The 24,259-nt window shown below is 51.9% G+C and carries 23 protein-coding genes, 1 rRNA gene and 1 riboswitch; of the genes, 2 read left to right on the top strand and 22 right to left on the bottom strand.

Going from position 1 to position 24,259, the window contains the following annotated elements; all coding sequences use genetic code 11:
- Window positions 1-258: 258 nt before the first annotated feature.
- The 18 genes from Q5741_RS14195 to Q5741_RS14110 all read right to left on the bottom strand — a co-directional run bounded on the left by Q5741_RS14195 (window position 259) and on the right by Q5741_RS14110 (window position 18,195).
- Window positions 259-870 (bottom strand): alpha/beta hydrolase, encoded by a 612-nt coding sequence (locus tag Q5741_RS14195; protein WP_305024868.1) that lies wholly within the window; start codon window positions 868-870, stop codon window positions 259-261.
- Entirely contained in the window at window positions 870-1,826 is a 957-nt protein-coding gene (locus Q5741_RS14190) for a ring-cleaving dioxygenase (RefSeq protein WP_305024758.1), read from the bottom strand. The genes Q5741_RS14195 and Q5741_RS14190 overlap by 1 nt, the downstream gene beginning before the upstream one ends.
- A gap of 217 nt (window positions 1,827-2,043) precedes the next feature.
- Window positions 2,044-2,868, bottom strand: coding sequence for an aldo/keto reductase (locus tag Q5741_RS14185; protein ID WP_305024757.1), 825 nt, complete (start codon window positions 2,866-2,868; stop codon window positions 2,044-2,046).
- Between the two features lie 60 nt (window positions 2,869-2,928).
- The gene (locus tag Q5741_RS14180; RefSeq protein ID WP_305024756.1) at window positions 2,929-3,225 is read right to left on the bottom strand and encodes a putative quinol monooxygenase; all 297 of its coding nucleotides are present in this window, start codon (window positions 3,223-3,225) and stop codon (window positions 2,929-2,931) included.
- Between the two features lie 170 nt (window positions 3,226-3,395).
- Window positions 3,396-4,661 carry a phosphoribosylamine--glycine ligase gene (gene purD, locus Q5741_RS14175; RefSeq protein WP_305024755.1) on the bottom strand — a complete coding sequence of 422 codons (1,266 nt, stop codon included), beginning with the start codon at window positions 4,659-4,661 and terminating at the stop codon, window positions 3,396-3,398.
- A 193-nt stretch (window positions 4,662-4,854) separates the two neighbouring features.
- On the bottom strand, window positions 4,855-6,402 hold the full coding sequence (gene purH / locus Q5741_RS14170) for a bifunctional phosphoribosylaminoimidazolecarboxamide formyltransferase/IMP cyclohydrolase (protein ID WP_305024754.1): 1,548 nt from the start codon (window positions 6,400-6,402) through the stop codon (window positions 4,855-4,857).
- Between the two features lie 92 nt (window positions 6,403-6,494).
- On the bottom strand, window positions 6,495-7,121 hold the full coding sequence (purN, locus tag Q5741_RS14165; protein ID WP_305024753.1) for a phosphoribosylglycinamide formyltransferase: 627 nt from the start codon (window positions 7,119-7,121) through the stop codon (window positions 6,495-6,497).
- Window positions 7,121-8,161 (bottom strand): phosphoribosylformylglycinamidine cyclo-ligase, encoded by a 1,041-nt coding sequence (gene purM, locus Q5741_RS14160; protein WP_305024752.1) that lies wholly within the window; start codon window positions 8,159-8,161, stop codon window positions 7,121-7,123. Before purM ends, purN begins: the two co-directional genes overlap by 1 nt.
- Window positions 8,162-8,259: 98 nt before the next feature.
- A complete protein-coding gene (purF, locus tag Q5741_RS14155) occupies window positions 8,260-9,747 on the bottom strand; it encodes an amidophosphoribosyltransferase (protein ID WP_305024751.1) in 1,488 nt (495 codons plus the stop codon).
- Window positions 9,732-11,975, bottom strand: a complete 2,244-nt coding sequence (gene purL / locus Q5741_RS14150) for a phosphoribosylformylglycinamidine synthase subunit PurL (protein ID WP_305024750.1) — start codon at window positions 11,973-11,975, stop codon at window positions 9,732-9,734. Before purL ends, purF begins: the two co-directional genes overlap by 16 nt.
- On the bottom strand, window positions 11,953-12,642 hold the full coding sequence (gene purQ / locus Q5741_RS14145; protein ID WP_305024749.1) for a phosphoribosylformylglycinamidine synthase subunit PurQ: 690 nt from the start codon (window positions 12,640-12,642) through the stop codon (window positions 11,953-11,955). Before purQ ends, purL begins: the two co-directional genes overlap by 23 nt.
- 4 nt (window positions 12,643-12,646) lie before the next feature.
- Window positions 12,647-12,892: a phosphoribosylformylglycinamidine synthase subunit PurS gene (gene purS / locus Q5741_RS14140; protein ID WP_305024748.1), complete on the bottom strand. Its 246-nt coding sequence runs from the start codon at window positions 12,890-12,892 to the stop codon at window positions 12,647-12,649.
- Between the two features lie 88 nt (window positions 12,893-12,980).
- Window positions 12,981-13,859 carry a phosphoribosylaminoimidazolesuccinocarboxamide synthase gene (locus Q5741_RS14135; RefSeq protein WP_305024747.1) on the bottom strand — a complete coding sequence of 293 codons (879 nt, stop codon included), beginning with the start codon at window positions 13,857-13,859 and terminating at the stop codon, window positions 12,981-12,983.
- Between the two features lie 80 nt (window positions 13,860-13,939).
- Complete coding sequence (gene purB / locus Q5741_RS14130; protein WP_305024746.1) at window positions 13,940-15,238, bottom strand: adenylosuccinate lyase; 1,299 nt, start codon at window positions 15,236-15,238, stop codon at window positions 13,940-13,942.
- Window positions 15,235-16,422, bottom strand: coding sequence for a 5-(carboxyamino)imidazole ribonucleotide synthase (gene purK, locus Q5741_RS14125; protein WP_305024867.1), 1,188 nt, complete (start codon window positions 16,420-16,422; stop codon window positions 15,235-15,237). The genes purB and purK overlap by 4 nt, the downstream gene beginning before the upstream one ends.
- A 32-nt stretch (window positions 16,423-16,454) precedes the next feature.
- Entirely contained in the window at window positions 16,455-16,940 is a 486-nt protein-coding gene (gene purE, locus Q5741_RS14120) for a 5-(carboxyamino)imidazole ribonucleotide mutase (RefSeq protein ID WP_305024745.1), read from the bottom strand.
- Between the two features lie 158 nt (window positions 16,941-17,098).
- Window positions 17,099-17,200: riboswitch (purine riboswitch) on the bottom strand.
- Between the two features lie 210 nt (window positions 17,201-17,410).
- Window positions 17,411-17,845, bottom strand: coding sequence for a universal stress protein (locus tag Q5741_RS14115; RefSeq protein WP_305024744.1), 435 nt, complete (start codon window positions 17,843-17,845; stop codon window positions 17,411-17,413).
- Between the two features lie 86 nt (window positions 17,846-17,931).
- On the bottom strand, window positions 17,932-18,195 hold the full coding sequence (locus Q5741_RS14110) for a DUF1294 domain-containing protein (protein WP_305024743.1): 264 nt from the start codon (window positions 18,193-18,195) through the stop codon (window positions 17,932-17,934).
- A gap of 188 nt (window positions 18,196-18,383) precedes the next feature.
- Here Q5741_RS14110 and Q5741_RS14105 point away from each other — a divergent pair, with 188 nt between their 5' ends.
- Together Q5741_RS14105 and Q5741_RS14100 are read left to right on the top strand one after the other, a co-directional pair.
- A complete protein-coding gene (locus tag Q5741_RS14105; protein WP_305024742.1) occupies window positions 18,384-18,512 on the top strand; it encodes a DUF4023 domain-containing protein in 129 nt (42 codons plus the stop codon).
- 211 nt (window positions 18,513-18,723) lie between these two features.
- Window positions 18,724-19,896, top strand: a complete 1,173-nt coding sequence (locus Q5741_RS14100) for a type II asparaginase (protein ID WP_305024741.1) — start codon at window positions 18,724-18,726, stop codon at window positions 19,894-19,896.
- A 75-nt stretch (window positions 19,897-19,971) separates the two neighbouring features.
- On the opposite strand, the gene Q5741_RS14095 is transcribed toward Q5741_RS14100, so the two are convergent.
- The 4 genes from Q5741_RS14095 to rrf all read right to left on the bottom strand — a co-directional run bounded on the left by Q5741_RS14095 (window position 19,972) and on the right by rrf (window position 24,065).
- Window positions 19,972-20,109 carry a hypothetical protein gene (locus Q5741_RS14095; RefSeq protein WP_305024740.1) on the bottom strand — a complete coding sequence of 46 codons (138 nt, stop codon included), beginning with the start codon at window positions 20,107-20,109 and terminating at the stop codon, window positions 19,972-19,974.
- Between the two features lie 53 nt (window positions 20,110-20,162).
- Window positions 20,163-22,292 (bottom strand): DNA topoisomerase III, encoded by a 2,130-nt coding sequence (locus tag Q5741_RS14090; protein WP_305024739.1) that lies wholly within the window; start codon window positions 22,290-22,292, stop codon window positions 20,163-20,165.
- 69 nt (window positions 22,293-22,361) lie between these two features.
- Complete coding sequence (locus Q5741_RS14085; protein WP_305024738.1) at window positions 22,362-23,360, bottom strand: ketoacyl-ACP synthase III; 999 nt, start codon at window positions 23,358-23,360, stop codon at window positions 22,362-22,364.
- A gap of 588 nt (window positions 23,361-23,948) precedes the next feature.
- Window positions 23,949-24,065: ribosomal RNA gene (gene rrf / locus Q5741_RS14080) — 5S ribosomal RNA — on the bottom strand.
- Between the last annotated feature and the right edge of the window lie 194 nt (window positions 24,066-24,259).

The following is a 24,259-nucleotide window of genomic DNA, read 5'->3' as shown; positions in this document are numbered from 1 at the left end:
TTAACATCAACCTAAATACATTTGCAATATATTAATTTATTTTTCTGTTCAGTTGACATATTTAACATGTAATCGGATACAGACATAAATATGACGGTTATTTTTATTGATTTCCTCGTAAATTACAAATGCACCCGGTAAACACCGTCCATTTAGTTAACATTTAAGTTAATATTATTGCGCAAATAACAAAAAAACCGCCGGAGGATCCGGCGGCTTCAAGCGCTTTGGAACTAGGATTATATTTTGTCTTCCTGCTTATGACTTAAATGTTCTGGCGAACCAGGCAGCTGCCGCATCTACCTCCGTGCGGGTCAACTGGTGGCCGAAGGATTCCCAGTGCATCTCTACTTCAGCCCCTGCTCCCTGCAGCAGGTCAGCCAGTTCTCTGGATTGGTCGGCCGGAATCAGCGGGTCATTGTGTCCGGAGCCCATCCAAACAGGAGTACCGCTGAGATTGGGCAGCTCCAGCCCCCGCAGCGGCACCATTGCATGATGAAGAATGGCACCAGCCAGCGCATCCTTGTAATGGAACAGCAGACTGGCCGCAATGTTAGCTCCGTTGGAATAACCGATGGCAACCACGCTGCTCCGGTCAAAACCGTACTGTTCTGCAGCCTCATCTATGAAGCCGCGAAGCTCTGCCGTCCGGAAGATCAGGTCCTCTTCATCGAAGATGCCCTCGGCCAGTCGGCGGAAGAAGCGAGGCATCCCGTTCTCCAGCACATTGCCGCGCACACCGAGAACAGAAGATTCCGGTGAGATCAGCTCGGCCAGCGGCAAAAGGTCATGTTCATTGCCCCCAGTCCCGTGCAGCATCAGCAGTACCGGAGCATGGGGATCAGATCCTTGACGATAAATATGCTGCATCATGCGTTTTCCTCCTTGTGTGTTTGTTGGGATGGAACTTGAATGGGCGGTAAGAATCGCATAATTTCCTCACGGTGGGGTTCGTACCAGGACGGCAGCATCAGCTTCTCTCCCATGGACTCCTTCGGCTCATCGTTGGCAAAGCCCGGAGGATCTGTTGCGATCTCGAACAGGATGCCGCCTGGCTCGCGGAAATAGATTGCATTAAAATACTGCCGGTCCACAACCGGTGTCGGATGGTAGCCGGACTTCTCGATCAGTGAACGCCATTGCTCGTGCTCTTCAAAGTCTTTGGCCCGCCATGCAATATGATGTACGGTACCCGCCCCGCCTCGTCCCGCCGGTACAGGATCGGTATTGATATCGATCACATTGCCGATATCTCCCTCAGAGAGATAGCGGACCCATCCATTTTCTTCGGCCGCCATTTTGAAGCCAAGCAGGCCTTCGAGAATTTTACGGGTCTCGTTAGGTGCCAGACTCAGCAGCACGCTCCCGCCAAAACCCTTTACCGCCTTGTCGGCCGGAACACCGCCCGGCGCCCAGGTGTGCTGCGGTCCGCCTTCCCGTTCTGTCAGTTCGACGACCAGGCCGCTGTAGTCCTGAAAATGCAGATAGATTTCTCCGAAACGCTGCGTCTCCTCAAACGAAATATCATACGAAGCCAGCCGCTCTCTCCAATAATCCAGACTGCCGACCGGGACCGCGTAGACCGTCACTGCAGCCTGGCCGCCGCCTACCGTACCCTGACGGGCCTGGCTCTGCGGGAAGAAGGTGATGATCGTTCCTGGTGTTCCTTCCCGATCTCCGTAGTAGAGATGATATACCTCAGGCGCATCAAAATTGATCGTTTTCTTAACCATCCGCAGCCCCAGCACGCCTGTGTAAAAGTCCACATTCTTCTGAGCGTCCTGAACGAAAGCCGTAATATGGTGAATCCCTGCACTTTGCAGCATGGTAAATCCTCCTCTTCAGTTTAAAAAGTTTTATTCTTCGTGTTCATCAAGCATGTGTCGTTTTAGCGGTCATGATCTGTAGTTTTGAATTGTCTCTATATCTTTAATTTAAGATTCTTGATTTTTATAATAAACGAAACTCTGCACAATTGCAACCCCTTCATGGACATGCCAAAAAAGACCGCTGGAGCATCCAGCGGTCTTCGGTATTTGAAGTTTAGAACAGTAATTGATCCGGATCTGTTCCTACCCGTTCATTCGTGTTAAGCTCATCGATCTGCGCGATCTCAGCCGGTGTCAGCTCGAAATTGAAGATATCGGCGTTCTCCCGGATCCGTGCAGGTGTTACGGATTTAGGAATGGTTACAATCTCCTTCTGGATATCCCACCGCAGAATAATCTGTGCTGGTGATTTGCCGTACTTGGAGGCGATCCCTGCGATCACTTCATTCTCCAGCAGCTGGCCTTGAGCCAGTGGACTCCAGGCCTCCAGCTGAATGCCCTGCTCGCGGCAGAATTCATACAGCTCACGTTGAGCCAGACGCGGATGCAGCTCCACCTGGTTGACCGCCGGGACAACATTGCTGTTACCGAGAAGGTTCTGCAGATGATGCACGTGGAAGTTGCTGACGCCAATAGCACGCACACTACCTTCTTCATACAGGCGTTCGAAGGCTTTCCATGTCTCAATGTACTTGTCCTTTCCCGGCCAGTGAATCAGGTACAGATCCACAACATCCAGCCCCAGACGTGCACGGCTCTCCTCAAATGTCTGCAGTGCGGAATCATAACCCTGACGGTCATTCCACAGCTTCGTAGTGATGAACAGGTCTTCTCGCTTCACACCGCTCTCGCGAATAGCGCGGCCGACTTCCTCTTCGTTGCCATAGATGGCAGCCGTATCAATACTGCGGTAGCCCGCATCAATCGCTGCCTTAACTCCCTCTACCACCTCTGTGCCTTTGGCCTTGTAAGTGCCGTAACCGAGCCAGGGAATGACCACTCCGTTATTCAACTTTGTTCCGTCTGTAATCGATTTCATCGGATAACCTCCTTCAGTAATCAGCATTTGCTCTTATATATCGTTCAATCGTTCAATCGCTTATTTGTTAATCTGATCTGCGCTGAATACTTTGGCCTGCATCGGTGCAGCCAGGAACTCAGGTGCGGATGCAACGAAATTCTGAAAATGCTCTGTAGCATTATGGAACTTCATGGCCTCCTCGTCTTTCCATTCTTCAACCATGGTGAAAGCGTTCGGATCGTTGATGTCCTGCATGAGTGTGTAGCGGATGTTACCTTCCTCGGCCTGGGAGCCCTGCATCAGCAGCTTCATCTGTTCAAGGAAGTTTTCTTTTTGTTCAGGTTTAACGACCATATTGGCATGAATCACAAACATATTAACGTCCTCCTTCGCTTTTCTTGTACTTCAACCTACTCAATTATACCTGACCCGATATGGAAAAGTAAGCACGCACATCGGTGTAGTACAGTATAAAGAATGATACCTGCCGGCAAAAAGAAAAATGCCGCAAAGACAAAACGTCCTCACGGCACTTCAATTCCCGGTTATACCAGCGCTTTCGCTGCGATATCCGTCCGGTTATGTTTTCCTTCGAAAGCAATCTTCGCGGCCTGTTCGTAGGCCTTGTCCCGTGCATCCGCAATGGTAGCACCCAGACCGACAACGCCGAGCACCCGTCCACCGTTCGTCACCCATTGGCCTTCTTCGTTGACCGCCGTACCGGCATGGAAAACGACAGCCTCATCTACCTGGTCCAGCCCATGAATCGGCACGCCCTTCGGATAGGACGCAGGATAACCGCCCGAAGCCAGGACCACGCATACGGCAGCCTCATCTTTCCATTCAATCTCCACCTGATCCAGCGTACCGTTCACGGCAGCCAGGAAAATATCGAGTAGATCACTGTTCAGACGCGGGAGCACCACCTGGGTCTCCGGATCGCCGAAACGAGCATTAAATTCAATCGTCTTCGGCTGTCCATCCGGCGAGATCATCAGACCGGCGAAGAGCACACCGCGGAATGGACGTCCTTCGGCTGCCATCGCTTTGGCTGTAGGCTCAATAATCGTGCGGATCGCTTCTTCAATGATGGAATCCTGAACATGAGGCAGCGGGCTGTAAGTGCCCATCCCCCCGGTATTTGGGCCTCGATCTCCGTCATACACCGGCTTGTGATCCTGCGCGGCCACCATCGGGCGAACGGTCTCGCCGTCGACAAAAGAAAGAATCGACATTTCCTGCCCGCTCAGAAATTCCTCAATCACCACCTGGCTTCCGGCTTCCCCGAACACTTTGGCTACCATCATATCCTGCAGCGCCTGCTCTGCCTCTTCCAGTGTGGCTGCAACAATGACACCTTTGCCAGCAGCGAGACCGTCTGCCTTAATCACGATCGGTGCACTTTGCGTACGCAGGTAGCCGAGCGCCTCTTCGTATTGGTCGAATTTGCGGTAGGCCGCTGTCGGGATATTGTACTTGTGCAGCAGATCCTTCATGAAAGTTTTGCTGCCTTCGATCTCAGCCGCATTTTTGCGCGGGCCGAATACCGGGATCTGACGTGCTTCGAAGACATCGACAATGCCAGCTGCGAGCGGGTCATCGGGACCTACCACAACCAGTCCAACCTTCTTCTCCTCGGCAAAATCCGCCAGCTTCTCGAACTCAAAAACGCCGATCGGCACACATTCCGCCAGCTGCCCGATACCCGGATTGCCGGGTGCGCAGTAGAGGGTATCCACCTTCTCACTTTTGGCCAAAGCCCATACAATCGCATGCTCGCGGCCGCCGCCGCCGATAACCAGAATATCCATTTTCCGTTCCGCCTCCCCATTAAATCTATCATATAGAAAAAGGCTGGTACTCCAGCACATGCCGGAGCATCCAGCCGAGATGGCATCATGCCGCAATACAGGGATACGTACATCTTCAAGCACCGCACCGTATCCCGGGATCGATGATATGTTCATCGTCTGCACTCGTTAATCCAATGAATTCTTCAGCAGATTAATGTTTGAAATGGCGGACGCCGGTGAACACCATCGCGATGCCGTATTCATTCGCCACCTTAATGGACTCTTCGTCCTTGATCGAGCCGCCCGGCTGAATAACCGCGGTAATGCCGGCTTTGGCAGCCAGCTCCAGCGTATCGCCCATTGGGAAAAAGGCATCCGAAGCGAGTACGGCTCCCTTGGCTTTGTCACCGGCCTGCTCGATGGCAATTTTCGCTGCGCCCACGCGGTTCATTTGGCCTGCACCAACACCTACGGTCATATCATCTGCAGCAAGAACAATCGCATTGGATTTTACATGCTTGACCACTTTCCAGCCGAACAGCAGCTGTTTCAGCTCTTCTTCTGTTGGCTTACGGTCTGTGGCTACCTGCAGGTCATCCTCCGTGATGGAGTGCAGATCGCTCTGCTGAACGACCATACCGCCTTCAATGGACGTAACAACAAACTGGCTCTCACGCTCATGCGCCGCACCCAGCTCGCCCATCTCCAGCAGACGAATGTTCTTCTTCTTCGTGAGGATCTCCAGCGCTTCGTCTGTAAAACCAGGTGCCAGTACGATTTCCAGGAAAATCTCACTCAGCTTATGAGCAGTATCGCTGTCGATGATCCGGTTTGCAGCCACAATTCCGCCAAAAATTGAAGTCGGATCTGCTGCATAAGCTTTGGAATACGCTTCATAAATGCTCTCGCCAATCCCTACACCGCAAGGATTCATATGCTTGACCGCAACGACCGCAGGCTCTGTGAACTCCTTAACGATCTGCAGCGCAGCATTCGCGTCGTTAATATTGTTGTAGGAAAGTTCCTTGCCATGCAGCTGCTTCGCTGTGGTCAACGTGCCTTCGGCAGCCAGCGGCTTACGGTAGAAGGCAGCCTGCTGATGCGGATTCTCTCCATAACGCAGATCTTGAATTTTCTCATACGTGACAGTAAAACGCTCTGGAAGCGGGTCGCCAGTAACATTCGACAGATAATCGGAAATCAGGGCATCGTAAGCCGCTGTATGGCGGAAAACTTTGGCTGCAAGCCGTTTGCGGGTTTCAAGTGTCGTATCCCCGCTGCTGCGGACTTCGTCCAGTACAACTGCATAATCGTCGGCATCCACAACCACAGATACGAACGCATGGTTTTTGGCTGCCGAACGCAGCATCGTGGGTCCGCCGATATCAATGTTCTCAATTGCATCTTCGTAGGTGACATCCGGTTTCGCAATCGTTTCGGCAAAAGGATACAGATTCACGACCACGAGGTCGATATAGTCCAATCCCAGCTCCTGCATTTGACGCTGGTGCTCGGCATTGTCACGCACAGCCAGCAGACCGCTGTGAACCGCCGGATGCAGGGTTTTGACACGTCCATCCATGATCTCCGGAAATCCGGTTACTTCCGAGATTCCGATCACTGGAATCCCTTCCTTCGACAGCAGGCTGCTTGTCCCGCCTGTCGAGATGATTTCTACTCCCAATGCAGACAGCTCGCGGCAAAAATCCACGATCCCCCGTTTATCCGATACACTGACCAATGCTCTTTTGATTCCCACGCTTGCTCCTCCTCCAATAAATAAACGGTTTATTTCCCGAGAAATATCGTATCATGCTGTTCGTTGCCCTTCACATGCGACAATTTATCATATTATACCTTGTTTTCCGGCTCCAGCACGGTTACGGATCGGCCCTCAAGCTTCACTCTGCCCTGTGCAAACCAGGATACGACCTGTGGATACAGCTGCTGCTCGATCTCATGAATGGACACAGCCAGTGATTCCTGCGTATCACCCGACTGGATTTCGACGGCATGCTGGGCAATAATCGGACCGGTATCCATACCGCCATCGACATAATGAATGGTTACACCCGTCACTTTGACACCATAGTCGAGAGCTTGTCCGATCGCATTTTTGCCCGGAAAAGCAGGCAGCAGGGATGGGTGAATGTTAATCAGTCTGCCCTGGTAGGCATCCACCATCGTGGACGTCAGCAGTCTCATATATCCTGCCAATACGACAAGATCAATGTCTTTGCGCTGCAGAATCCCCACGATCTCCGCTTCATATTCTTCTCTCGCGCTGTACTGCTTGGGGTCAAACAGATGTACGTCAATACCGGCTTTACGGGCACGCTGTACGACAGGAGCCTGGGCTTTATCACAAACCAGCAGCTCTACAGAAGCTCCCAGACCCCCTTGCTCTGCGGCATCCACCAGCGCTTGAAAGTTCCCTCCCTGCCCGGAGGCGAAAACCGCAATACGAAAATCAGGCATTAGACTTCCGCTCCCGTGAAGGTCACTTGGGCTTCGCCTTCGGTAACACGGCCAATCAGGTAGGCCTCTTCACCCTGCTGCTTCAGAAGTTCAAGCGCCTGCTGCGCATGTTCTTCCTTCACAACCATGACGAGACCAATCCCCATATTGAAGGTTGTGAACATGTCGCGGTTCGAGATTTCACCCTTACGCTGCATCAGCTCGAAGATCGGCAGAATCGGCCAGGAGCCGTAATTGATATCCACATTAACGCTGTCAGGCAGCACACGCGGGATATTCTCAATAAAGCCGCCGCCTGTGATATGGGCCATCCCCTTGACTGGTAGCTGTTCGAGCAGGGCCAGCACGGATTTAACGTAGATTTTGGTAGGTACAAGAAGAGTATCTCCAAGGGTTCCTCCCAATTCCTCAATCTCGTCCTGCAGGCTGTATCCGGACTGCTCTAGCAGCAGACGGCGAACGAGCGAGAAGCCGTTGCTGTGAACCCCGCTGGATGCTAGACCGATCACGGCATCCCCTGGTGCAATCGTCGACCCGTTAATGATTTTACTCTTATCCACCACACCCACGGTGAAACCTGCAATATCATATTCTCCGCTGCTGTACATCCCCGGCATTTCCGCGGTCTCTCCGCCGATCAGGGCACAGCCCGATTGATGGCAGCCTTCAGCAATACCAGCTACGATAGCTTCAATCTTCTCAGGCAGCACCTTGTCGCAAGCCAGATAGTCGAGGAAGAAGAGCGGCTCGGCACCCTGAACGACAATATCGTTAACGCACATGGCCACAGCGTCGATCCCGATCGTATCATGCTTGTCCATCGCGAACGCGATCTTCAGCTTCGTTCCTACACCATCGGTACCGGACACCAGCACAGGCTCTTCGTATTTGTCTTTGTTCAGACCGAACAAAGCTCCAAAACCACCCAGGTCAGTCATCACTTCCGGACGGAAGGTACGCTTCACATGCTTTTTCATCCGCTCTACCGCTTCATTACCGGCCGCAATGTCTACCCCGGCGTTTTTGTATGCTTCGGACAACTTCGTCACACTCCCTTGAGTAATAAATCAAATTAGTTCATGCCCTAACACTGTTAAAGGCATGAACTTTACTGCCCATCACACCATTTTATTCCTCACTAACACCCGCAGCCGAATTTCTCTTCCCCGTCAAAGTCGATATTCGTCGGGTAATCGTTATCGAAGCAGGCCATACAGAGGCCGCCCTTGTAATCCGTCTCGTTGTCCCCGCCCACCGCGGTAATCAATCCCTCCGGGCTGAGGAAAGACAAGGAATCCGCGTTAATCTCGCGGCAGATTTCCTCAATGCTTTTCGAAGAAGCAATCAGCTCACGACGATCCGGCGTATCAATCCCGTAGAAGCAGGGATTTTTGAACGGCGGTGATGTGATCCGCACATGAACCTCGGTCGCGCCCGCATCCCGCAGCATATTCACGATCCGGCGGGATGTTGTCCCGCGCACGATCGAGTCATCGATCATTACGACGCGCTTACCCTCGACGACACGGCGTACAGCGCTCAGCTTCATTTTGACTCCCTGCTCCCGCAGCTCCTGGCTCGGCTGGATGAACGTGCGTCCCGTATACTTGTTCTTGATCATCCCCAGCTCGTACGGAATGCCCGTCTGCTCGGCATAACCGATCGCCGCGGAAATGCTGGAATCCGGCACCCCGGTAACGACGTCCGCATCCACGAAGGATTCGACCGCCATCCGGCTCCCCATCCGCTTGCGTGCGGCATGCAGGTTGGCTCCATTCATATCACTGTCCGGTCTGGCAAAATAAATATATTCCATCGCGCACAAAGCTTTGCGGTGCTCGCGGTTGTGGTTCGCAAACCGTTCCTCGAGAAGCCCGTTCTCATCCAGGACCAGCAGCTCGCCAGGCTCAATATCGCGAATCAGCTCGGCGCCAATGGTCTCCAGCGCGCATGTCTCAGAGGCAAACAGGTACGCGTCTCCCAATTTGCCCATCGTCAATGGACGCAGGCCGTGCGGATCCGATGCTACCAGCAGCTTGTCATTGGTCATAATCAGAAAAGCGAATCCGCCGACAATCCGGTTCAGCGCGTCCTTCGCGGCGTCCACCAGTCCTTTCGGGGAACGTGCGATCAGATGGGCCACAACCTCGGTGTCACTGGTGGTCTGGAAGATGGAACCGCTCTGTTCCAGTTCCCGGCGGATCTGCGGCGCGTTAACGATATTGCCGTTAGTCGCTACCGCCAGATTGCCGTCCCGGTACTTGAAGACCAGAGGCTGGGCATTCGTCAGCTTGCTGTCCCCGCTGGTAGAATAACGGACATGCCCAATCGCAATGTCACCCACCAGCGTAGCCATCATATCTTTGTCGAATACTTCCTTCACCAGCCCCATTCCCCGGTGATAATTGAAATCCGGCCCGCTGCTGACGCACATGCCGGCACTTTCCTCCCCGCGGTGCTGAAGCGCATGCAGTCCATAATAAGACAAAGAAGCGGCGTCAGGGTGTCTGTACACCCCGAACACCCCGCACTCTTCTTTTAATTTATCGAACAGCCCGTCCTTGCCGGAGCCTTCGTTGTAATAATCACCATTCCAGAGCGTCCGTGCTGTTACTTCATCAGACATGGAATAACATCCTCCCAGACCTGCTTCAATCCTTCCACAGGCTCGTTGACTGCAGCTTGTCCGTTCACTTCGATGGTTAATTCCGTTCCTTCTACCCGTCCAATCGTCTGTACAGATATACCTTGACTTGCAATATAGGTCTCCAGCGCGGCCGCTTTATCCGGAGAAGCCGACAGCAGAATACGGGACTGACTCTCACTGAACAGAGCCCAGTCCGGACGCAGGTCGCTCTTCACGTTAACCTGGGCCCCTACAGCACCGCTGATGCAGGACTCAGCCAGCGCCACAGCCAGACCGCCTTCAGCCAGATCATGCGCAGAGCGCACGAGACCCAGTTGAATGGCACCCAGCACCGTGGACAGCAGCTTCTTCTCGATATCAAGATTCAGCTCCGGCGGACGTCCTTCGGATACATTGTGAACGACAGCCTGGAATTCACTGCCGCCCAGTTCAGCCTTGGTGTCGCCCAGCAGCAGGATAACATCCCCTTCCGCTTTGAAGCCCTGGGTTGTAATGTGATCTGTATCATGTACGAGACCAACCATGCCGACGACCGGTGTCGGATAGATCGCGCCCTTGGCGTTCTCATTATACAGACTCACGTTGCCGCCGATGACCGGGGTATCCAGCACACGGCAGGCTTCGGCCATACCGTCAACCGCCTTCTCCATCTGCCAAAAGATATCCGGCTTCTCCGGACTGCCGAAGTTCAGGTTGTCCGTAATAGCCAAAGGTTCTGCGCCGCTGCAAACGATATTCCGTGCAGCCTCGCTGACTGCGATCCGTCCACCCACTTCAGGGTCCAGATACACATAACGTCCGTTGCAGTCTGTCGTCATCGCCAGTCCCTTGCGGGTTCCGCGGATTGTCACGACAGCAGCGTCCGAGCCTGGACGAACCGCTGTGCTCGTACGAACCATATAATCATACTGCTCGTAAACCCAGGCTTTGCTTGCCACGCTAGGAGAAGACAGCACTTGACGCAATGCGCCATTCAGGTCTGTAACTTCTTCATAACGAAGGGTATCAACCCCTTCATTCTCCTTATAATAAGCAGGCACTTCCGAAGGCTTGCTGTAGATCGGGCACTCATCCACCAGAGCAGTCACTGGCATATCCCCGACAACCTCACCATGATGGATCAGCTTCAAGCGGCCGTCGTCCGTCACTTTGCCGACCTTTGCACAGATGACACCCCAGCGGTCGAAAATTTCACGCGCCTGCGCTTCATCCTTTGGTTCAACAACGAACAGCATCCGCTCCTGGGATTCGGACAGCATCATTTCGTAAGGCGTCATGCCTTCTTCACGCTGCGGCACCTGGTCAAGGTACAGCTCCAGACCGTTGCCGGCTTTACTTGCCATCTCTGCACTGGAGCAGGTCAGTCCTGCTGCGCCCATATCTTGAATACCAAGCACAATACCGCTGTCGATCAGCTCAAGACAGGATTCCATGACCAGCTTCTCCATGAATGGATCGCCGACCTGTACGGCTGTACGCTTGGACTCGGACTCTTCTGTCAGCTCTACCGAAGCGAAAGTCGCGCCGTGGATGCCGTCACGACCGGTTGGCGGGCCTACATAGAAGACCGGGTTGCCTACACCTTTGGCTACACCGCGCTGGATTTTATCATGATCAATCAGACCGACACACATCGCGTTAACGAGCGGGTTGCCCTCATAGCTCTCGTCGAATACAACCTCGCCGCCGACGGTCGGAATACCGATACAGTTGCCGTAACCGGCAATACCGGATACAACATGCTCGAACAGGTATTTTACACGGTCACTCTCCAGCTTGCCAAAACGCAGGGAGTTCAATGTAGCGATGGGCCTTGCCCCCATGGAGAAAATATCACGGATAATGCCGCCCACGCCTGTAGCTGCGCCCTGGAACGGTTCTACCGCTGAAGGATGGTTATGACTCTCGATCTTGAATACGACGGCCTGATTATCGCCGATATCAACGATCCCCGCACCTTCGCCTGGTCCCATCAGGACACGCGGACCGCTGGTCGGGAAGCGGCGCAGCAGCGGCTTGGAATTCTTGTAAGCGCAGTGCTCGGACCACATGACACTGAATACGCCAATCTCGGTGTAGTTCGGCTGACGCCCCATGAATTCGCAGATCAGCGCATACTCGCTGTCCGATACGCCCATTTGCTGATACAGTTTATGCTCGGCAATTTGCTCTGCCGTCGGTTCCTTAGCGGACAGTTGCTGCGCCATGCTGATCCCTCCAAGCGTTTAGTATGGATGTGAACATCCGTTGTCCGTCTTTCGTGCCCAGCAGCTCGCTGACCGCACGCTCCGGGTGAGGCATCATCCCCAGTACATTGCCTCGCTCATTGCTGATTCCTGCAATATCGTTGATGGAGCCGTTCGGATTACTCTTGTATGTGAAGACGATCTGGTTGTTTGCCTGCAGGCGGGCCATCGTCTCTTCGTCGCAGTAATAGTTGCCTTCACCATGGGCAATCGGGATCACAATCTCTTCCCCCTGCTCATAATCACGTGTAAACGGGGTTTGATTGTTCTCTACTTTCAATACTACATCATGGCAGAGAAATTTCATGGACATATTGCGGCGCAGCGCGCCTGGCAGCAGTCCGGCTTCAGTCAGAATCTGAAAGCCGTTGCAGATGCCCAGAATATATTTGCCCTGCTCCGCAGCCTTCGCCACTTCATTCATAACCGGGGCAAACCGGGAAATGGCGCCGCAGCGCAGATAGTCACCGTAGGAAAACCCTCCGGGAACAAGAATACAATCATAAGGTGTCAGATCCGTTGCTGTATGCCATACATAATCTACCGGCTCACCTACGGTGTCTTCGATGGCTTTGTAGCAGTCAATGTCACAGTTGGAACCGGGAAAGACCAATACTGCAAATTTCATGGAATTAAACCTCCAATTCGTAGCGGTAATCTTCGATGACGGTGTTCGCCAGCAGCTTCTCACACATCGCCTTGACCCGTTCTTCCGCTGCCGCAGCATCGGTGGTATCCAGGTTCAGTTCCATGTATTTGCCAATGCGTACATTCTCCACTTCACCGAATCCCATGGAATGCAGCGCACCTTGAACGGCAACTCCCTGCGGATCCAGTACGCTTTGTTTGATGGTGACATAGACGGTCGCTTTAATCATGTTAATCTTGTTCCTCCTCAGAGTGGATGGGTATGAAAATAATGATAAAGTTCGTTTCTAGGCTGCGGTTATGACTGTTCTGCAAGGCTTAGGATTGTTCCGCAAGACGTTTCCAAATATCTACGTATCTTGTGGTTGTGGCTTCCACCACTTCCGCTGGCAGCGGATCCGGTGTACTGTTCTTATCCCAGTCCGAGGCAGCAAGGTAGCTGCGGACCGGCTCTTTGTCCATACTGTCGATTTCGATGTCGAGGGCATAATTGGCTTTGTCCCAGAAGCGCGAGGAATCCGGGGTGAAGATTTCATCAATCAGGATCACCTTGCCATCCACGATCCCGAATTCAAATTTGCAGTCTGCCAGAAGGATGCCCCGGCTGTCGCAGTAGTGACGGGCGTATTCGTAGAGGCGCAGGCTTTTCTCTTCCAGCTCACGGGTCAGCTCTTCGCCGACCAGCTCAGCCATGGCTGCAATCGAGATGTCTTCGTCATGACCGACATCGTTCTTGGCAGCAGGTGTGAAGATCGGCTGCGGCAGGCGTTCGTTCTTGCGCATGCCTTCAGGGAGCCTGATCCCGTTAACCTCGCCGGTCTGCTGGTACTGGCGCCAGCCCCCGCCGGTGATGTATCCGCGCACGACACACTCAATATCAATGCGCTGTGCTTTGCGGGTCACCATAATCCGGCTGCGCAGGGCGTCCGGATCTTTAACCAGATCGCCGAGTTTGGTCACATCCGTATGAACGACATGATTATCCATCAGGTCCTTCGTCTGCTCGAACCAGAAGGCGCTCAGCTGGTTGAGCACATTCCCCTTTTCCGGCACCGGCGGCTCCAAAACGTAGTCAAAAGCAGAGATCCGGTCGGTCACGACGATCAAATAATGTTCACCCAGGTCGTACAGCTCCCGCACTTTCCCTTTGTAGAGCAGAGGAGCATTGATCAGTTCCACAGCAGTGGACAAAGCCATTTCATAGCCCTTCTTTCCTTGAAATCTGGTTGATCCGGCAGTTCATCTATCCATTACACAGCTTTATACAATTAATCCAATTACTTTGTCAGACCCAGCTTGTTGAAAATGGTATCCACATGCTTCAAATGCCAAGCCGGGTTGAACGCATCCTCAATCTCTTCCGGGCTGAGCGCTTCAGTGATCTCCGGTGTAGACTCCACGATATCGCGGAACTGGCGCTGTTCTTCCCAGGCCTGCATCGCACGCGGCTGCACGGTATCGTAAGCCTGCTCGCGGCTGAAGCCTTTGTCGATCAGCTTCGTCATAATACGGCCGGAGAATGGAACACCGAATGTGCGGGCCATATTGCGCTTCATGTTCTCAGGGAATACCGTCAGATTCTTCACAATATTGCCGAAGCGATTCAGCATGTAGTTCAGCAGCATCGTCGCATCCGGCAGAATGATGCGTTCCACAGAGGAATGAGAGATATCGCGTTCATGCCAGAGTGTTACGTTCTCATATGCTGATACCATGTGACCGCGGATGACGCGGGACAGGCCGGAGATGTTCTCGCTGCCGATCGGATTGCGCTTGTGCGGCATGGCGGAGGACCCTTTTTGACCCTTGGCAAAAGCTTCTTCCACTTCACGGAATTCACTCTTCTGCAGCGCACGGATTTCCGTTGCAAACTTGTCCAGGGAAGTCGCGATCAACGCCAATGCAGCCATATATTCAGCATGACGGTCACGCTGCAGCGTCTGGGTCGAGATCGGTGCAGGGCTGGTTCCCAGCTTGCGGCAGACAAACTCCTCTACAAAAGGATCAATATTCGCATAGGTGCCCACCGCGCCGGAAATTTTACCGTACTGGACATTGTCAGCCGCATGACGGAAGCGTTCCAGGTTGCGCTTCATTTCCTCATGCCACAGGGCCATCTTGAGGCCGAATGTAGTCGGCTCAGCGTGTACACCATGGGTACGTCCCATCATCGGGGTATCCTTGTAGGCGATCGCTTTATCCTTCAAAATTTCAATAAAATTAAGAATATCTTTCTCCAGGATTTCGTTCGCCTGCTTCAGCAGGTATCCAAGAGCGGTATCTACCACGTCCGTCGAAGTCAGACCATAATGCACCCATTTGCGTTCGGCTCCAAGGCTCTCGGACACTGTACGGGTGAAGGCGATCACATCATGACGTGTCTCCTGCTCAATTTCATAGATCCGGTCGATATCAAAAGAAGCCTTCTCGCGCAGCAGCGCTGCGTCTTCTTTGGGAACTACCCCCAGCTCGGCCCATGCTTCTGTTGCACACAGTTCCACTTCAAGCCATGCCTTGAATTTGTTCTCCTCCGTCCAGATGGCTCTCATTTCCGGTCTGCTATAACGTTCAATCATTGATTTCGATTCCTCCAAATGTTGGTTTGTTCAATCCATTGCAGGCCATCCTCTATCTGATTGCACAGGAGATTGATGTGCCCCATTTTACGTCCGTTCTTGGCTTCACTCTTGCCGTATAGATGATATTTAGGTACGATCTTCAGCTCATCCGCAATCGGGTCTGCGGTTCCCGTTCTGGCGACAGCCTCTTCCAAATGCTCACCCAGCACATTCACCATCACGACCGGAGACAGCAGCCTTGTATCTCCCAGCGGAAGATTGCAGACCGCCCGGACATGCTGCTCGAACTGCGAGGTTGCACATGCCTCCATCGTGTAATGACCCGAATTGTGCGGGCGCGGCGCAAGCTCGTTCACGTACAGCTGACCATCCTTGGTCACGAACATCTCCACAGCCAGCAGTCCGACGGCTCCCATCGATTCAGCGATAGCAGCTGCCAGCTGCTGTGCTTCCTCCAGCACTGCCGCTTTCACTCGGGCCGGCACAATAGAGGTATGCAGAATGTTGTTCACATGAATGTTCTCGGCTGGCGGAAACGTCCGGATCTCTCCCCGCGGGCTGCGGGCGGCAATAACGGATATTTCACATTGAAAAGAGACAAACTGCTCCAGCACGAGTTCTGTTCCGCCAGCGGCCAGCTGCTGATAAGCTGCTGCGGCTGCTGCGACTTCACGGATAACGACCTGGCCTTTGCCATCATAGCCGCCGGTCGCTGTCTTCAATACGCAGGGCACGCCCAGCTCCTGAACAGCCTGCTCCATGCTCTCTGCACTTGTGATTTCACGGTAAGGAGCTACTGGAACACCTGCGGCTTCAATCGCACGTTTCTCCCGCAGCCGATGCTGTGTCGTATAGAGCAGTTCACTGCCCTGAGGCACATAGGATTCCCGCTGCAGCAGTGCCGCAATTCCTGCATCGATGTTCTCGAACTCGTAAGTAATCACGTCACAGCGCTGTGCCAGCTCTCTGGCAGCGGCCTCATCATCATAAGCCGCTGTAATTTGCTGTGCAACCTGTCCACAGGGTGAATCCGGTGTGGGCTCCAGGGTAACGAACCGGTACCCCATGGCGCTGCCCGCCAGAGTGATCATCCGGCCCAGCTGTCCACCGCCCAGAATTCCGATGCTTGAGCCAGGGAGAATTACGCTCCGAGCACCACTTTCCTGAACCTGTTCCTTCATCTTACCATCACGTTTCTCATGCGAATGCTGCATCATAGACGCTCACTGCTCTCCAGCACTTCGGCTGTGATGCGGTCCCGGCGGGCCTGCACACGCTCCTGAACGGCTTTATTCGTTGCACCGATCATTTGAGCTGCAAGCAAGCCTGCATTGGTCGCGCCAGCTTTGCCAATCGCTACCGTTGCAACCGGAATGCCTCCCGGCATTTGTACAATAGACAGCAGAGAGTCCAGTCCGTTCAGTGCTTTGGTCTGTACAGGGACACCGATGACAGGCAGCGGCGTTTTGGCAGCCACCATCCCTGGAAGATGCGCAGCCCCGCCGGCTCCGGCGATAATGACTTGAAGACCGCGTTCCGCAGCTTCCTCCGCATAACGGAACATCAGATCCGGTGTGCGGTGAGCTGATACAACCTTCTTCTCATAATCAATCCCGAGCTCGTCCAATACGGTGCATGCATGCTGCATGGTCTCCCAATCGGATGTGCTTCCCATAATGACGCCAACCTGTGCTGCCATTCGATTCACTCCTCTGTTCATATATAATCACCCAGGAACCACAAAGGTCCGGTTCTCGAAAATGCAATCATTTTCAAGATCCCGGACCCCGGACAAGCTTCAGACAGAACCGTGCACAGGCATGCCAAGACACGCCGATACAGCCCGCTTGCTCAGCGGCTCCAGCCTTCACTTCACGTAGTCCGGAAATTTACGGTTCCCAGGTAGATACTTCCGGGCCATATTCCCGGCATTATACGAGTATGATATCACGTTCGGCCCGCTGTTACGGGGCCTTCACAATGATTTATCCTATTAACATTTCCTATAGATAGTTTAACAACCCACTACACGCCATGTCAACTTAAAAGCGAACGTTAATCTAATCAATTATTTTAATGTTCGTCTTTTACATAACAGCAAACATAAAGAGCCGGCCCATCTCATAATGAAGCAGATGTTTGCCGGCTCTATTATTTTTAATTCTGTTATTATTTCACAACCAATACCGGAACACGGGCATGCTGCACCACGTTATGGCTCACGCTGCCGAGTACGAATTCACGGATACCGCCCAGGCCGCGGCTGCCAATCAGAATCACATCAGAGCCGAATTCTTTGGCATAATCCAGAATCACCTCAGCCGGGGAGCCCTGTACCATATCCACCGTCGCCGCTACACCAGCCTGTGTAAGCTTCTGCTTGGCTTCTTCTGTGGTTTGTTCAGCCAGGTCATAATAATCCTTGTTTACCGAGGCGGGGATCGGAGCCAGCACTTCGCCTGCATAGACCCTTGGAAAATCAAAAGCGTGCACAATTCGAAGCTCAGCACCTTCTAAGGCTTTCGCCAGCTCGATTCCATGTTCTAACGCCTTATTTGAAGCTTTGGAACCATCATATGCAACCAGAATTTTAGAGAATAACATCTGTCATGCACCTCTTTCACTATGTATTTTTTCTTATGCCCCCTATTACATATATAAACCATTCAGGAGGGTCATACTCAAAGCCCTTATTTCAGAAAATACCCGTACAAAACCGCGTTCAGGAACAACAGCAGTGGAATGCCGATCACAAAACTGGAATGCTTTGTCTTATGACGTTTGCGGTACATGGCAATCAGTACACCCAGTGCCCCGCCGATCGCTGCCAGCAGGAACAGGTTTTTCTCCGGAATCCGTTCACTTCGCCTGCGGGCCCGCTTCTTGTCCTCCGCCATAACCAGATAACCGACCGCGTTGATAAACAGGAACCATACAACCAATCCAGTTATCATCCTCACTCACCCTAACCGAAAAATAGCTTACATCCAAATTATACTCCTCTCCCCTGACATGTACAATTCTCTGCAACACAGCAGCATACTGATAGTACGAAGCCTCCTTATAGCTCCAATCATGTTGGGACATAGTAAGTACAGGCTGTACATTGGGCCAAATCTACCCGAAAGGAGACTCCCGCCACATGGAATCAACTCATGAATATGTAGAGAAGCTGCATGATAACCAAAAGAAGCAGGAACGCAATCGGAAGAGAGGCAAAGGAACCCCCAGCGCCAAGCTCCCTACCAAGCAGCACAGTAACAATCCCTGAATGCCGTGAAGTAAAATGGCAGGTATCCGTGAAGGATGCCTGTTTTTTTGTGTTTTTTTCACCAGACTACGTGAAATGTAAACTTACCTATCATATAATCCAAAAAACCTATTTACTTATTTAGGATTCAACTCTATAATACCGTTTAACCGATACCGAGTGTTAGTTTATATTACATTAATAAGTTTTTTATCTGAGAGGAGCTACCCAAATGAGACTCAAAACGATGATCACGATCCCCCTTCTTACTTCAGCCCTACTGGGTACCATTACCTTTGCGGGAAATGGACCTTTGGCAAGTACCGCCCATGCAGATACGATAACCGTACAGGGAACCATCGTAGCCCCTTCCTCCTCTGCATCGACAACTGCTTCAAGCACACCTGCTGTCAGCAATCATCTACCTAACATCAAAATTCTCGCTACAGGCGGTACCATTGCAGGCTCTTCTGCCTCCAACACGGACACTACTGGCTATAAAGCCGGCGCTCTTGGAGTAGATACCTTGATTCAAGCTGTACCGGAAATGAAGAAGATTGCCAATGTCACTGGTGAACAGGTTGCCAATGTCGGCAGTCCGGACATCAATAATGAAGTCCTGCTCAAGATGGCCAAACGCATCAATGAGCTCTTGGCCAGTGACGATGTAGACGGCATCGTAATTACTCATGGTACGGATACACTGGAAGAGACCGCTTATTTCCTCGACCTGGTCGTCAAAAGCGATAAGCCGGTTGTAGTTGTAGGCTCCATGCGCCCCGCGACGGCGATCAGCGCAGATGGACCTTTTAATCTGTATAACGCGGTTAAAGTAGCCGGCAATACCGAATCCAAGGGCAAAGGTGTTCTGGTCATGCTGAATGACCGTATTGGCGCAGCTCGTTACATAACCAAAACAAATACGACTTCCGTAGATACATTCAGATCGGTCGAACAAGGCTACCTGGGTGCTATCATCGGCGACAAAGTCTACTATTACAATGAGCCTACCCGCAAACATACTACTTCATCCATTTTCGATGTTTCCAAATTAACGTCACTGCCGCAGGTCGACATCCTGTATGAGTATCAGAATAATGGGCGCTACCTCTATGATGCAGCAGTAGCCGCTGGAGCCAAAGGCATTGTAGTCGCAGGTTCCGGTGACGGCTCTATTTCCAGTGCTTCGATGAAGGGTGCCAATGATGCAGCCAAAAAAGGCGTTATTATTGCACGCTCTACCCGTGTCGGCAGCGGAACCGTCGCACCTTCCAGTGATGACAATGCCAATAACTTTGTAACCACCGATTCTCTGAATCCGCAAAAGGCACGCATCCTGCTGATGCTGGCACTGACGCAAACCAATGATGCCGGGAAAATCCAGCAATTCTTCAACCAATACTAATGCAGCGCCGAAGATGAAAATGCAGATATACAAAAAGCTCAAGCACCAGGCTTGAGCTTTTTGTATATCTGCATATCAGGATTCGTTCTTCGGAATCTGATTAAGACTAGGCGGGTACTTCGCAGCTTTCTGCGGACGTACCGAGATACTTTCTTCCATAATGCTCGATTTATTCTGCTGGGCATTAATCTTTAACGGTTTGCGGTTTGGCATGCGGCTCACCCCCTCCGCTTACCATTCCTTTTGTCCCGTCAGATTATACAGATTTACTTGCCCTGTTCCTCCATAGCGGCCTTCAGGAGATCACCGAGGCTCGAGCCAAAGGACTCCTTCTGTTCATACTGCTTGACCAGCTTCTGCTGTTCCCGTTTGTTGACTTTTTGTTTACTCTTGTCCAGTGTTTCGGTAATCCCGCATGGCAGGCAGCGGACGAACAAACCGGCTTTGCCTTCCTTGAGCTCCATCTTCTTATGGCACTGAGGGCATCGTCGATTGGACAACTGCTTCTCTGCAGAACGGCGGTAACCGCAATCTCCATTCGGACAGACAAGAAACTTGCCACGTTTACCTTTCTTCTCGAGCAGCTTGGAGCCGCAGTCCGGACAATGGCTGTTCGTCACATTATGAGGCTTGTATTCGGCGTTGCTGTTCTTCACAGCTGTGACTAACTCCTGAGCCATTTTGCGAATACCTTGCAGGAACGGATCCGGCTGTCCTTTACCCAGCGCGATCCGTTCCAGCTCAGCCTCCCACTTCGCCGTCAGATCCGGTGTCCGCAGCTGTGGAGCCACGAGCTCAATCAGCTGACGTCCTTTGCCCGTGGGATGCATGACATTGCCCTGACGCTCAATCGTATCAGAGCTGACCAGCTTCTCGATAATATCCGCTCGGGTAGCCGGTGTGCCCAGACCGTGCTTCTCCATCTGGGTCAGCAGCATCGATTCAGTATAACGCTTGGGCGGTTGGGTCCTACCTGGACGAAGAATAACCGAATGCACACGGACAGATTGTCCTTCCTGAAGTTCCGGCAGTGTAGAGGCTTCCTGCTCCTGATCAACGGCCGTGTCCTCATCTTCATCATCTGCTGATTGATCGCCATAGACCGCTCGCCATCCCGCATCCTTGACCGTCGTGCCCTTGGCATGCAAGGTTTCGCCCTCAATCTGCACGGTAACCTGGACCTGGTCATAACGGGCAGGTGCATAAAACAGACTGATGAAGCGCCGCACAATCAGATCATATAGCTTGCGCTCATCCGGACTTAACTGATTGAGAAGAACTGTCTGCTCCGTCGGGATAATGGCATGGTGATCACTGACTTTACTGTCATCAACAATCCGCTTCGTTACCGGCAGTTTCCCCCGCAGCAGCGGACGGCCCAGACTCGCGTAAGGTCCGATTGACACGCTGGACAAGCGCTCCTTCAGCGTATCCACCATATCGGCTGGCAGGTAACGGCTGTCTGTCCGCGGATAAGTGACCAACTTATGCTGTTCATACAGCTTCTGCAGCAGATTCGACGTTTGCTTGGCGGAAAAGCCATAACGCCGATTGGCATCCCGCTGAAGCTCAGTCAGATCGTAGGCAAGCGGATGAGGCTCCACTTTTTCACTCTTCTTGAGCTGTGTGATTTTGCCCTGTTTGCTATCCAGCTTCTGCTTCAATTCCTTGCTGCGCTGTGGATCAAAAATCCGGGACTCTCCGTTACCGGACCGCCATATTGCTTGAAAATCTCCCAAATTAGCTGTAATAGACTCATATTCCTGGGAACGGAAACCCGTGATCTCCTTCTCCCGGTCCATGATCATGCCCAGGGTTGGAGTCTGTACACGTCCGGCGGACAGCTGCGCATTGTAACGGCTCGTCAGCGCACGGGTTACATTGAGGCCAATCATCCAGTCAGCTTCGGCGCGGCAGCGTGCGGATTCATACAGCCGGTCGAACTGGCTGCCCGGCAGCAGCTTGGCAAAGCCGTCTTTGATGGCCTTATCCGTCTGTGAAGATATCCACAACCGTTTGAACGGCTTGTTCCATCGGCTCATTTGCAGAATCCAACGTGCCAGCAGCTCGCCTTCTCGGCCAGCATCAGTAGCAATGACAAGCTCCCCGATATCCTTGCGCTTGATCAGCTGCTGAACGGCTTTGAATTGGTGGCTGCTCTCCCGGAGCACCTTAAGCTTCGTTTCGCCCGGCAGAATTGGCAGATCCTCTAGGTTCCACTGCGCATATTTGGGATTGTAATCCTCCGGTTCCGCCAGACCAACCAAATGTCCTAACGCCCAGGTTACAATATATTTAGGCCCTTCGATATAGCTTTTATGTTTCTCATGGCTGCCCATGACACGTGCGATTTCGCGGGCAACCGATGGTTTCTCGGCAAGTACCAATACTTTCATTTCTTAATTATCCCCTTTCCACTTCCCCTTATTATATCATTAGTCAGGATCTGTTTCAGGAGTGACACACTATATCAGGTCAGGCGCTCCCCACTGGATCAGCAGACCGGCATAGGTTAAGCCTCCGCCAAATCCGTATAAAATCACTTTGTCCCCCTGCTTCAGCTTTCCTTCACGCAATCCATTTTGCAGCGCCAGCGGAATGGAAGCCGCAGAGGTATTACCGCAGTATTCCACACTGGTCAGGGTTTGCTCCATCGGCAGCTGGAGCCGATCGCTGATCGATTCGATCATGCGCAGGTTAGCACTGTGCGGCACAAACCAATTCAGTTCATCGATGCCCATTTTGGCTTGATGCAATAAACGTTCAACTCCAGCAGGTACGGAACGCACTGCCCACTTGTACACTTCACGCCCGTTTTGAACCAGGAATCCGTTATTGTTCAGAGCCACGCCGTCCATCGAAGCAGACAATCCTGCACGGTAAAGATGCTGGCCGCCCTCACCCGCCGTTCCAATATCGGATGTGATAAAGCTCGGATTACTCACATCGTATTCCACCAGCATCGCGCTAGCTCCGTCTCCGAACAAAATGCAGCTCGACCGGTCGGTGTAATCTGTGATTTTAGATAATGTCTCTCCGCCAATGACCAGTACCTTCTTATGAAGTCCACTGCTTATTAGCCCATTCGCCATATGCAGTCCATATGTGAAACCTGCGCAGGCTGCACCCAGATCCATCGCCCCGCAGGAAGGAATGCCAAAGTGTTTCTGCACCCGGGAAGCAACACTCGGAAATCCATAATCAGCTGTGCTGGTTGCCACGAGAATCAGGTCCACATCATCCACAGCCGCCTTGTAATCATGAATTAGAGCCTCTACTGCCTTAATACTCAAATCAGAAACGAACTGCTCCGGACCTGCAATTCTTCGCTCCCGCATCCCGGTACGCTGTATAATCCATTCGTCCGTCGTATCCACCATTTTTTCCAGATCGGCGTTGCTCAAAATCTGATCAGGCACATAACTGCCAATAGCCGTAATTCTTGCCTTCGATTGAATTGTCATTACGATCACCTCTACTGTAATTTTTAATTAGTATGGTTAACTCTTATTTTGTAAATGCGTAAAGTTATAAGCAGATTATAATATCTGGTATTAGTACTTGGTACTAATATATAGCATAGAAAAATAAATGTCCAGACACTCCGAAAAAATGCAAACACAAAGAGATATCCTGCAAAGCATAGATACCCCATTAATCATTAAGATCATAAATTTAGTTATGAATGTTATACACAGCTTAGGGAGTAAAAACAAAATGAATCTTAAGTTATACACGCTGTATTCACAGTATGGGGACAAGATGTTGATGAATAGGGAAAAAGTCCGTCTAAATATGGATTCACCTAAGATATTAGCGACTATTCTGGAGTAAAAAGAGGATGGGTCTGAGGATAAGGACACTTACTTGCTTTTCAAAACCTCGTTATTTAACGAATATGTAGATAAAGCTGTGCATAATCGAATGGCTAAATGGATCATTGGGTGGTTATACACATGGAAAGGCTTATAAAACGAAGTGAAGTACAATAGTCATCGAGGAATATCCACAGAAAAATAAAAACCACTGTCGATGTATCAACAGTGGTTCTTGCTTGGCAACGTCCTACTCTCCCAGGACCCTGCGGTCCAAGTACCATCGGCGCTGGAGGGCTTAACGGTCGTGTTCGGGATGGGTACGTGTGGAACCCCTCCGCTATCGCCACCAAACGGTTCTTTTCGGTCATTCCTTCCCGAATGTCTTCAGAAAAGAATCTACCTTAGAACATATAACAAGGTTTTGCACCTTGAAAACTGGATCCGAAACTTATATGCGATCTAGCTGCCTACCGGATGTCTCCGGCAAGCTTGTAGGATAAGCCCTCGACCGATTAGTACTGGTCAGCTCCATGCATTGCTGCACT

The sequence above is a fragment of the Paenibacillus lacisoli genome, assembly GCF_030580655.1.
Classification (GTDB): domain Bacteria; phylum Bacillota; class Bacilli; order Paenibacillales; family Paenibacillaceae; genus Paenibacillus; species Paenibacillus lacisoli.
Note: the sequence above shows the minus strand (reverse complement) of the source record. Positions and strands in the feature narration are given on the sequence as shown.

What these genes read in the sequence shown, in the direction of transcription:
- Q5741_RS14195 (WP_305024868.1), bottom strand. Translation starts at nt 870, where the DNA reads ATGCAGCATATTTATCGTCAAGGATCTGATCCCCATGCTCCGGTACTG.
- Q5741_RS14190 (WP_305024758.1), bottom strand. Translation starts at nt 1,826, where the DNA reads ATGCTGCAAAGTGCAGGGATTCACCATATTACGGCTTTCGTTCAGGAC.
- Q5741_RS14185 (WP_305024757.1), bottom strand. Translation starts at nt 2,868, where the DNA reads ATGAAATCGATTACAGACGGAACAAAGTTGAATAACGGAGTGGTCATT.
- Q5741_RS14180 (WP_305024756.1), bottom strand. Translation starts at nt 3,225, where the DNA reads ATGTTTGTGATTCATGCCAATATGGTCGTTAAACCTGAACAAAAAGAA.
- purD (WP_305024755.1), bottom strand. Translation starts at nt 4,661, where the DNA reads ATGGATATTCTGGTTATCGGCGGCGGCGGCCGCGAGCATGCGATTGTA.
- purN (WP_305024753.1), bottom strand. Translation starts at nt 7,121, where the DNA reads ATGCCTGATTTTCGTATTGCGGTTTTCGCCTCCGGGCAGGGAGGGAAC.
- purF (WP_305024751.1), bottom strand. Translation starts at nt 9,747, where the DNA reads ATGTCTGATGAAGTAACAGCACGGACGCTCTGGAATGGTGATTATTAC.
- purL (WP_305024750.1), bottom strand. Translation starts at nt 11,975, where the DNA reads ATGGCGCAGCAACTGTCCGCTAAGGAACCGACGGCAGAGCAAATTGCC.
- purQ (WP_305024749.1), bottom strand. Translation starts at nt 12,642, where the DNA reads ATGAAATTTGCAGTATTGGTCTTTCCCGGTTCCAACTGTGACATTGAC.
- purS (WP_305024748.1), bottom strand. Translation starts at nt 12,892, where the DNA reads ATGATTAAAGCGACCGTCTATGTCACCATCAAACAAAGCGTACTGGAT.
- Q5741_RS14135 (WP_305024747.1), bottom strand. Translation starts at nt 13,859, where the DNA reads ATGGCTTTGTCCACTGCTGTGGAACTGATCAATGCTCCTCTGCTCTAC.
- purB (WP_305024746.1), bottom strand. Translation starts at nt 15,238, where the DNA reads ATGATTGAACGTTATAGCAGACCGGAAATGAGAGCCATCTGGACGGAG.
- purK (WP_305024867.1), bottom strand. Translation starts at nt 16,422, where the DNA reads ATGAAGGAACAGGTTCAGGAAAGTGGTGCTCGGAGCGTAATTCTCCCT.
- purE (WP_305024745.1), bottom strand. Translation starts at nt 16,940, where the DNA reads ATGGCAGCACAGGTTGGCGTCATTATGGGAAGCACATCCGATTGGGAG.
- Q5741_RS14115 (WP_305024744.1), bottom strand. Translation starts at nt 17,845, where the DNA reads ATGTTATTCTCTAAAATTCTGGTTGCATATGATGGTTCCAAAGCTTCA.
- Q5741_RS14110 (WP_305024743.1), bottom strand. Translation starts at nt 18,195, where the DNA reads ATGATAACTGGATTGGTTGTATGGTTCCTGTTTATCAACGCGGTCGGT.
- Q5741_RS14105 (WP_305024742.1), top strand. Translation starts at nt 18,384, where the DNA reads ATGGAATCAACTCATGAATATGTAGAGAAGCTGCATGATAACCAAAAG.
- Q5741_RS14100 (WP_305024741.1), top strand. Translation starts at nt 18,724, where the DNA reads ATGAGACTCAAAACGATGATCACGATCCCCCTTCTTACTTCAGCCCTA.
- Q5741_RS14095 (WP_305024740.1), bottom strand. Translation starts at nt 20,109, where the DNA reads ATGCCAAACCGCAAACCGTTAAAGATTAATGCCCAGCAGAATAAATCG.
- Q5741_RS14090 (WP_305024739.1), bottom strand. Translation starts at nt 22,292, where the DNA reads ATGAAAGTATTGGTACTTGCCGAGAAACCATCGGTTGCCCGCGAAATC.
- Q5741_RS14085 (WP_305024738.1), bottom strand. Translation starts at nt 23,360, where the DNA reads ATGACAATTCAATCGAAGGCAAGAATTACGGCTATTGGCAGTTATGTG.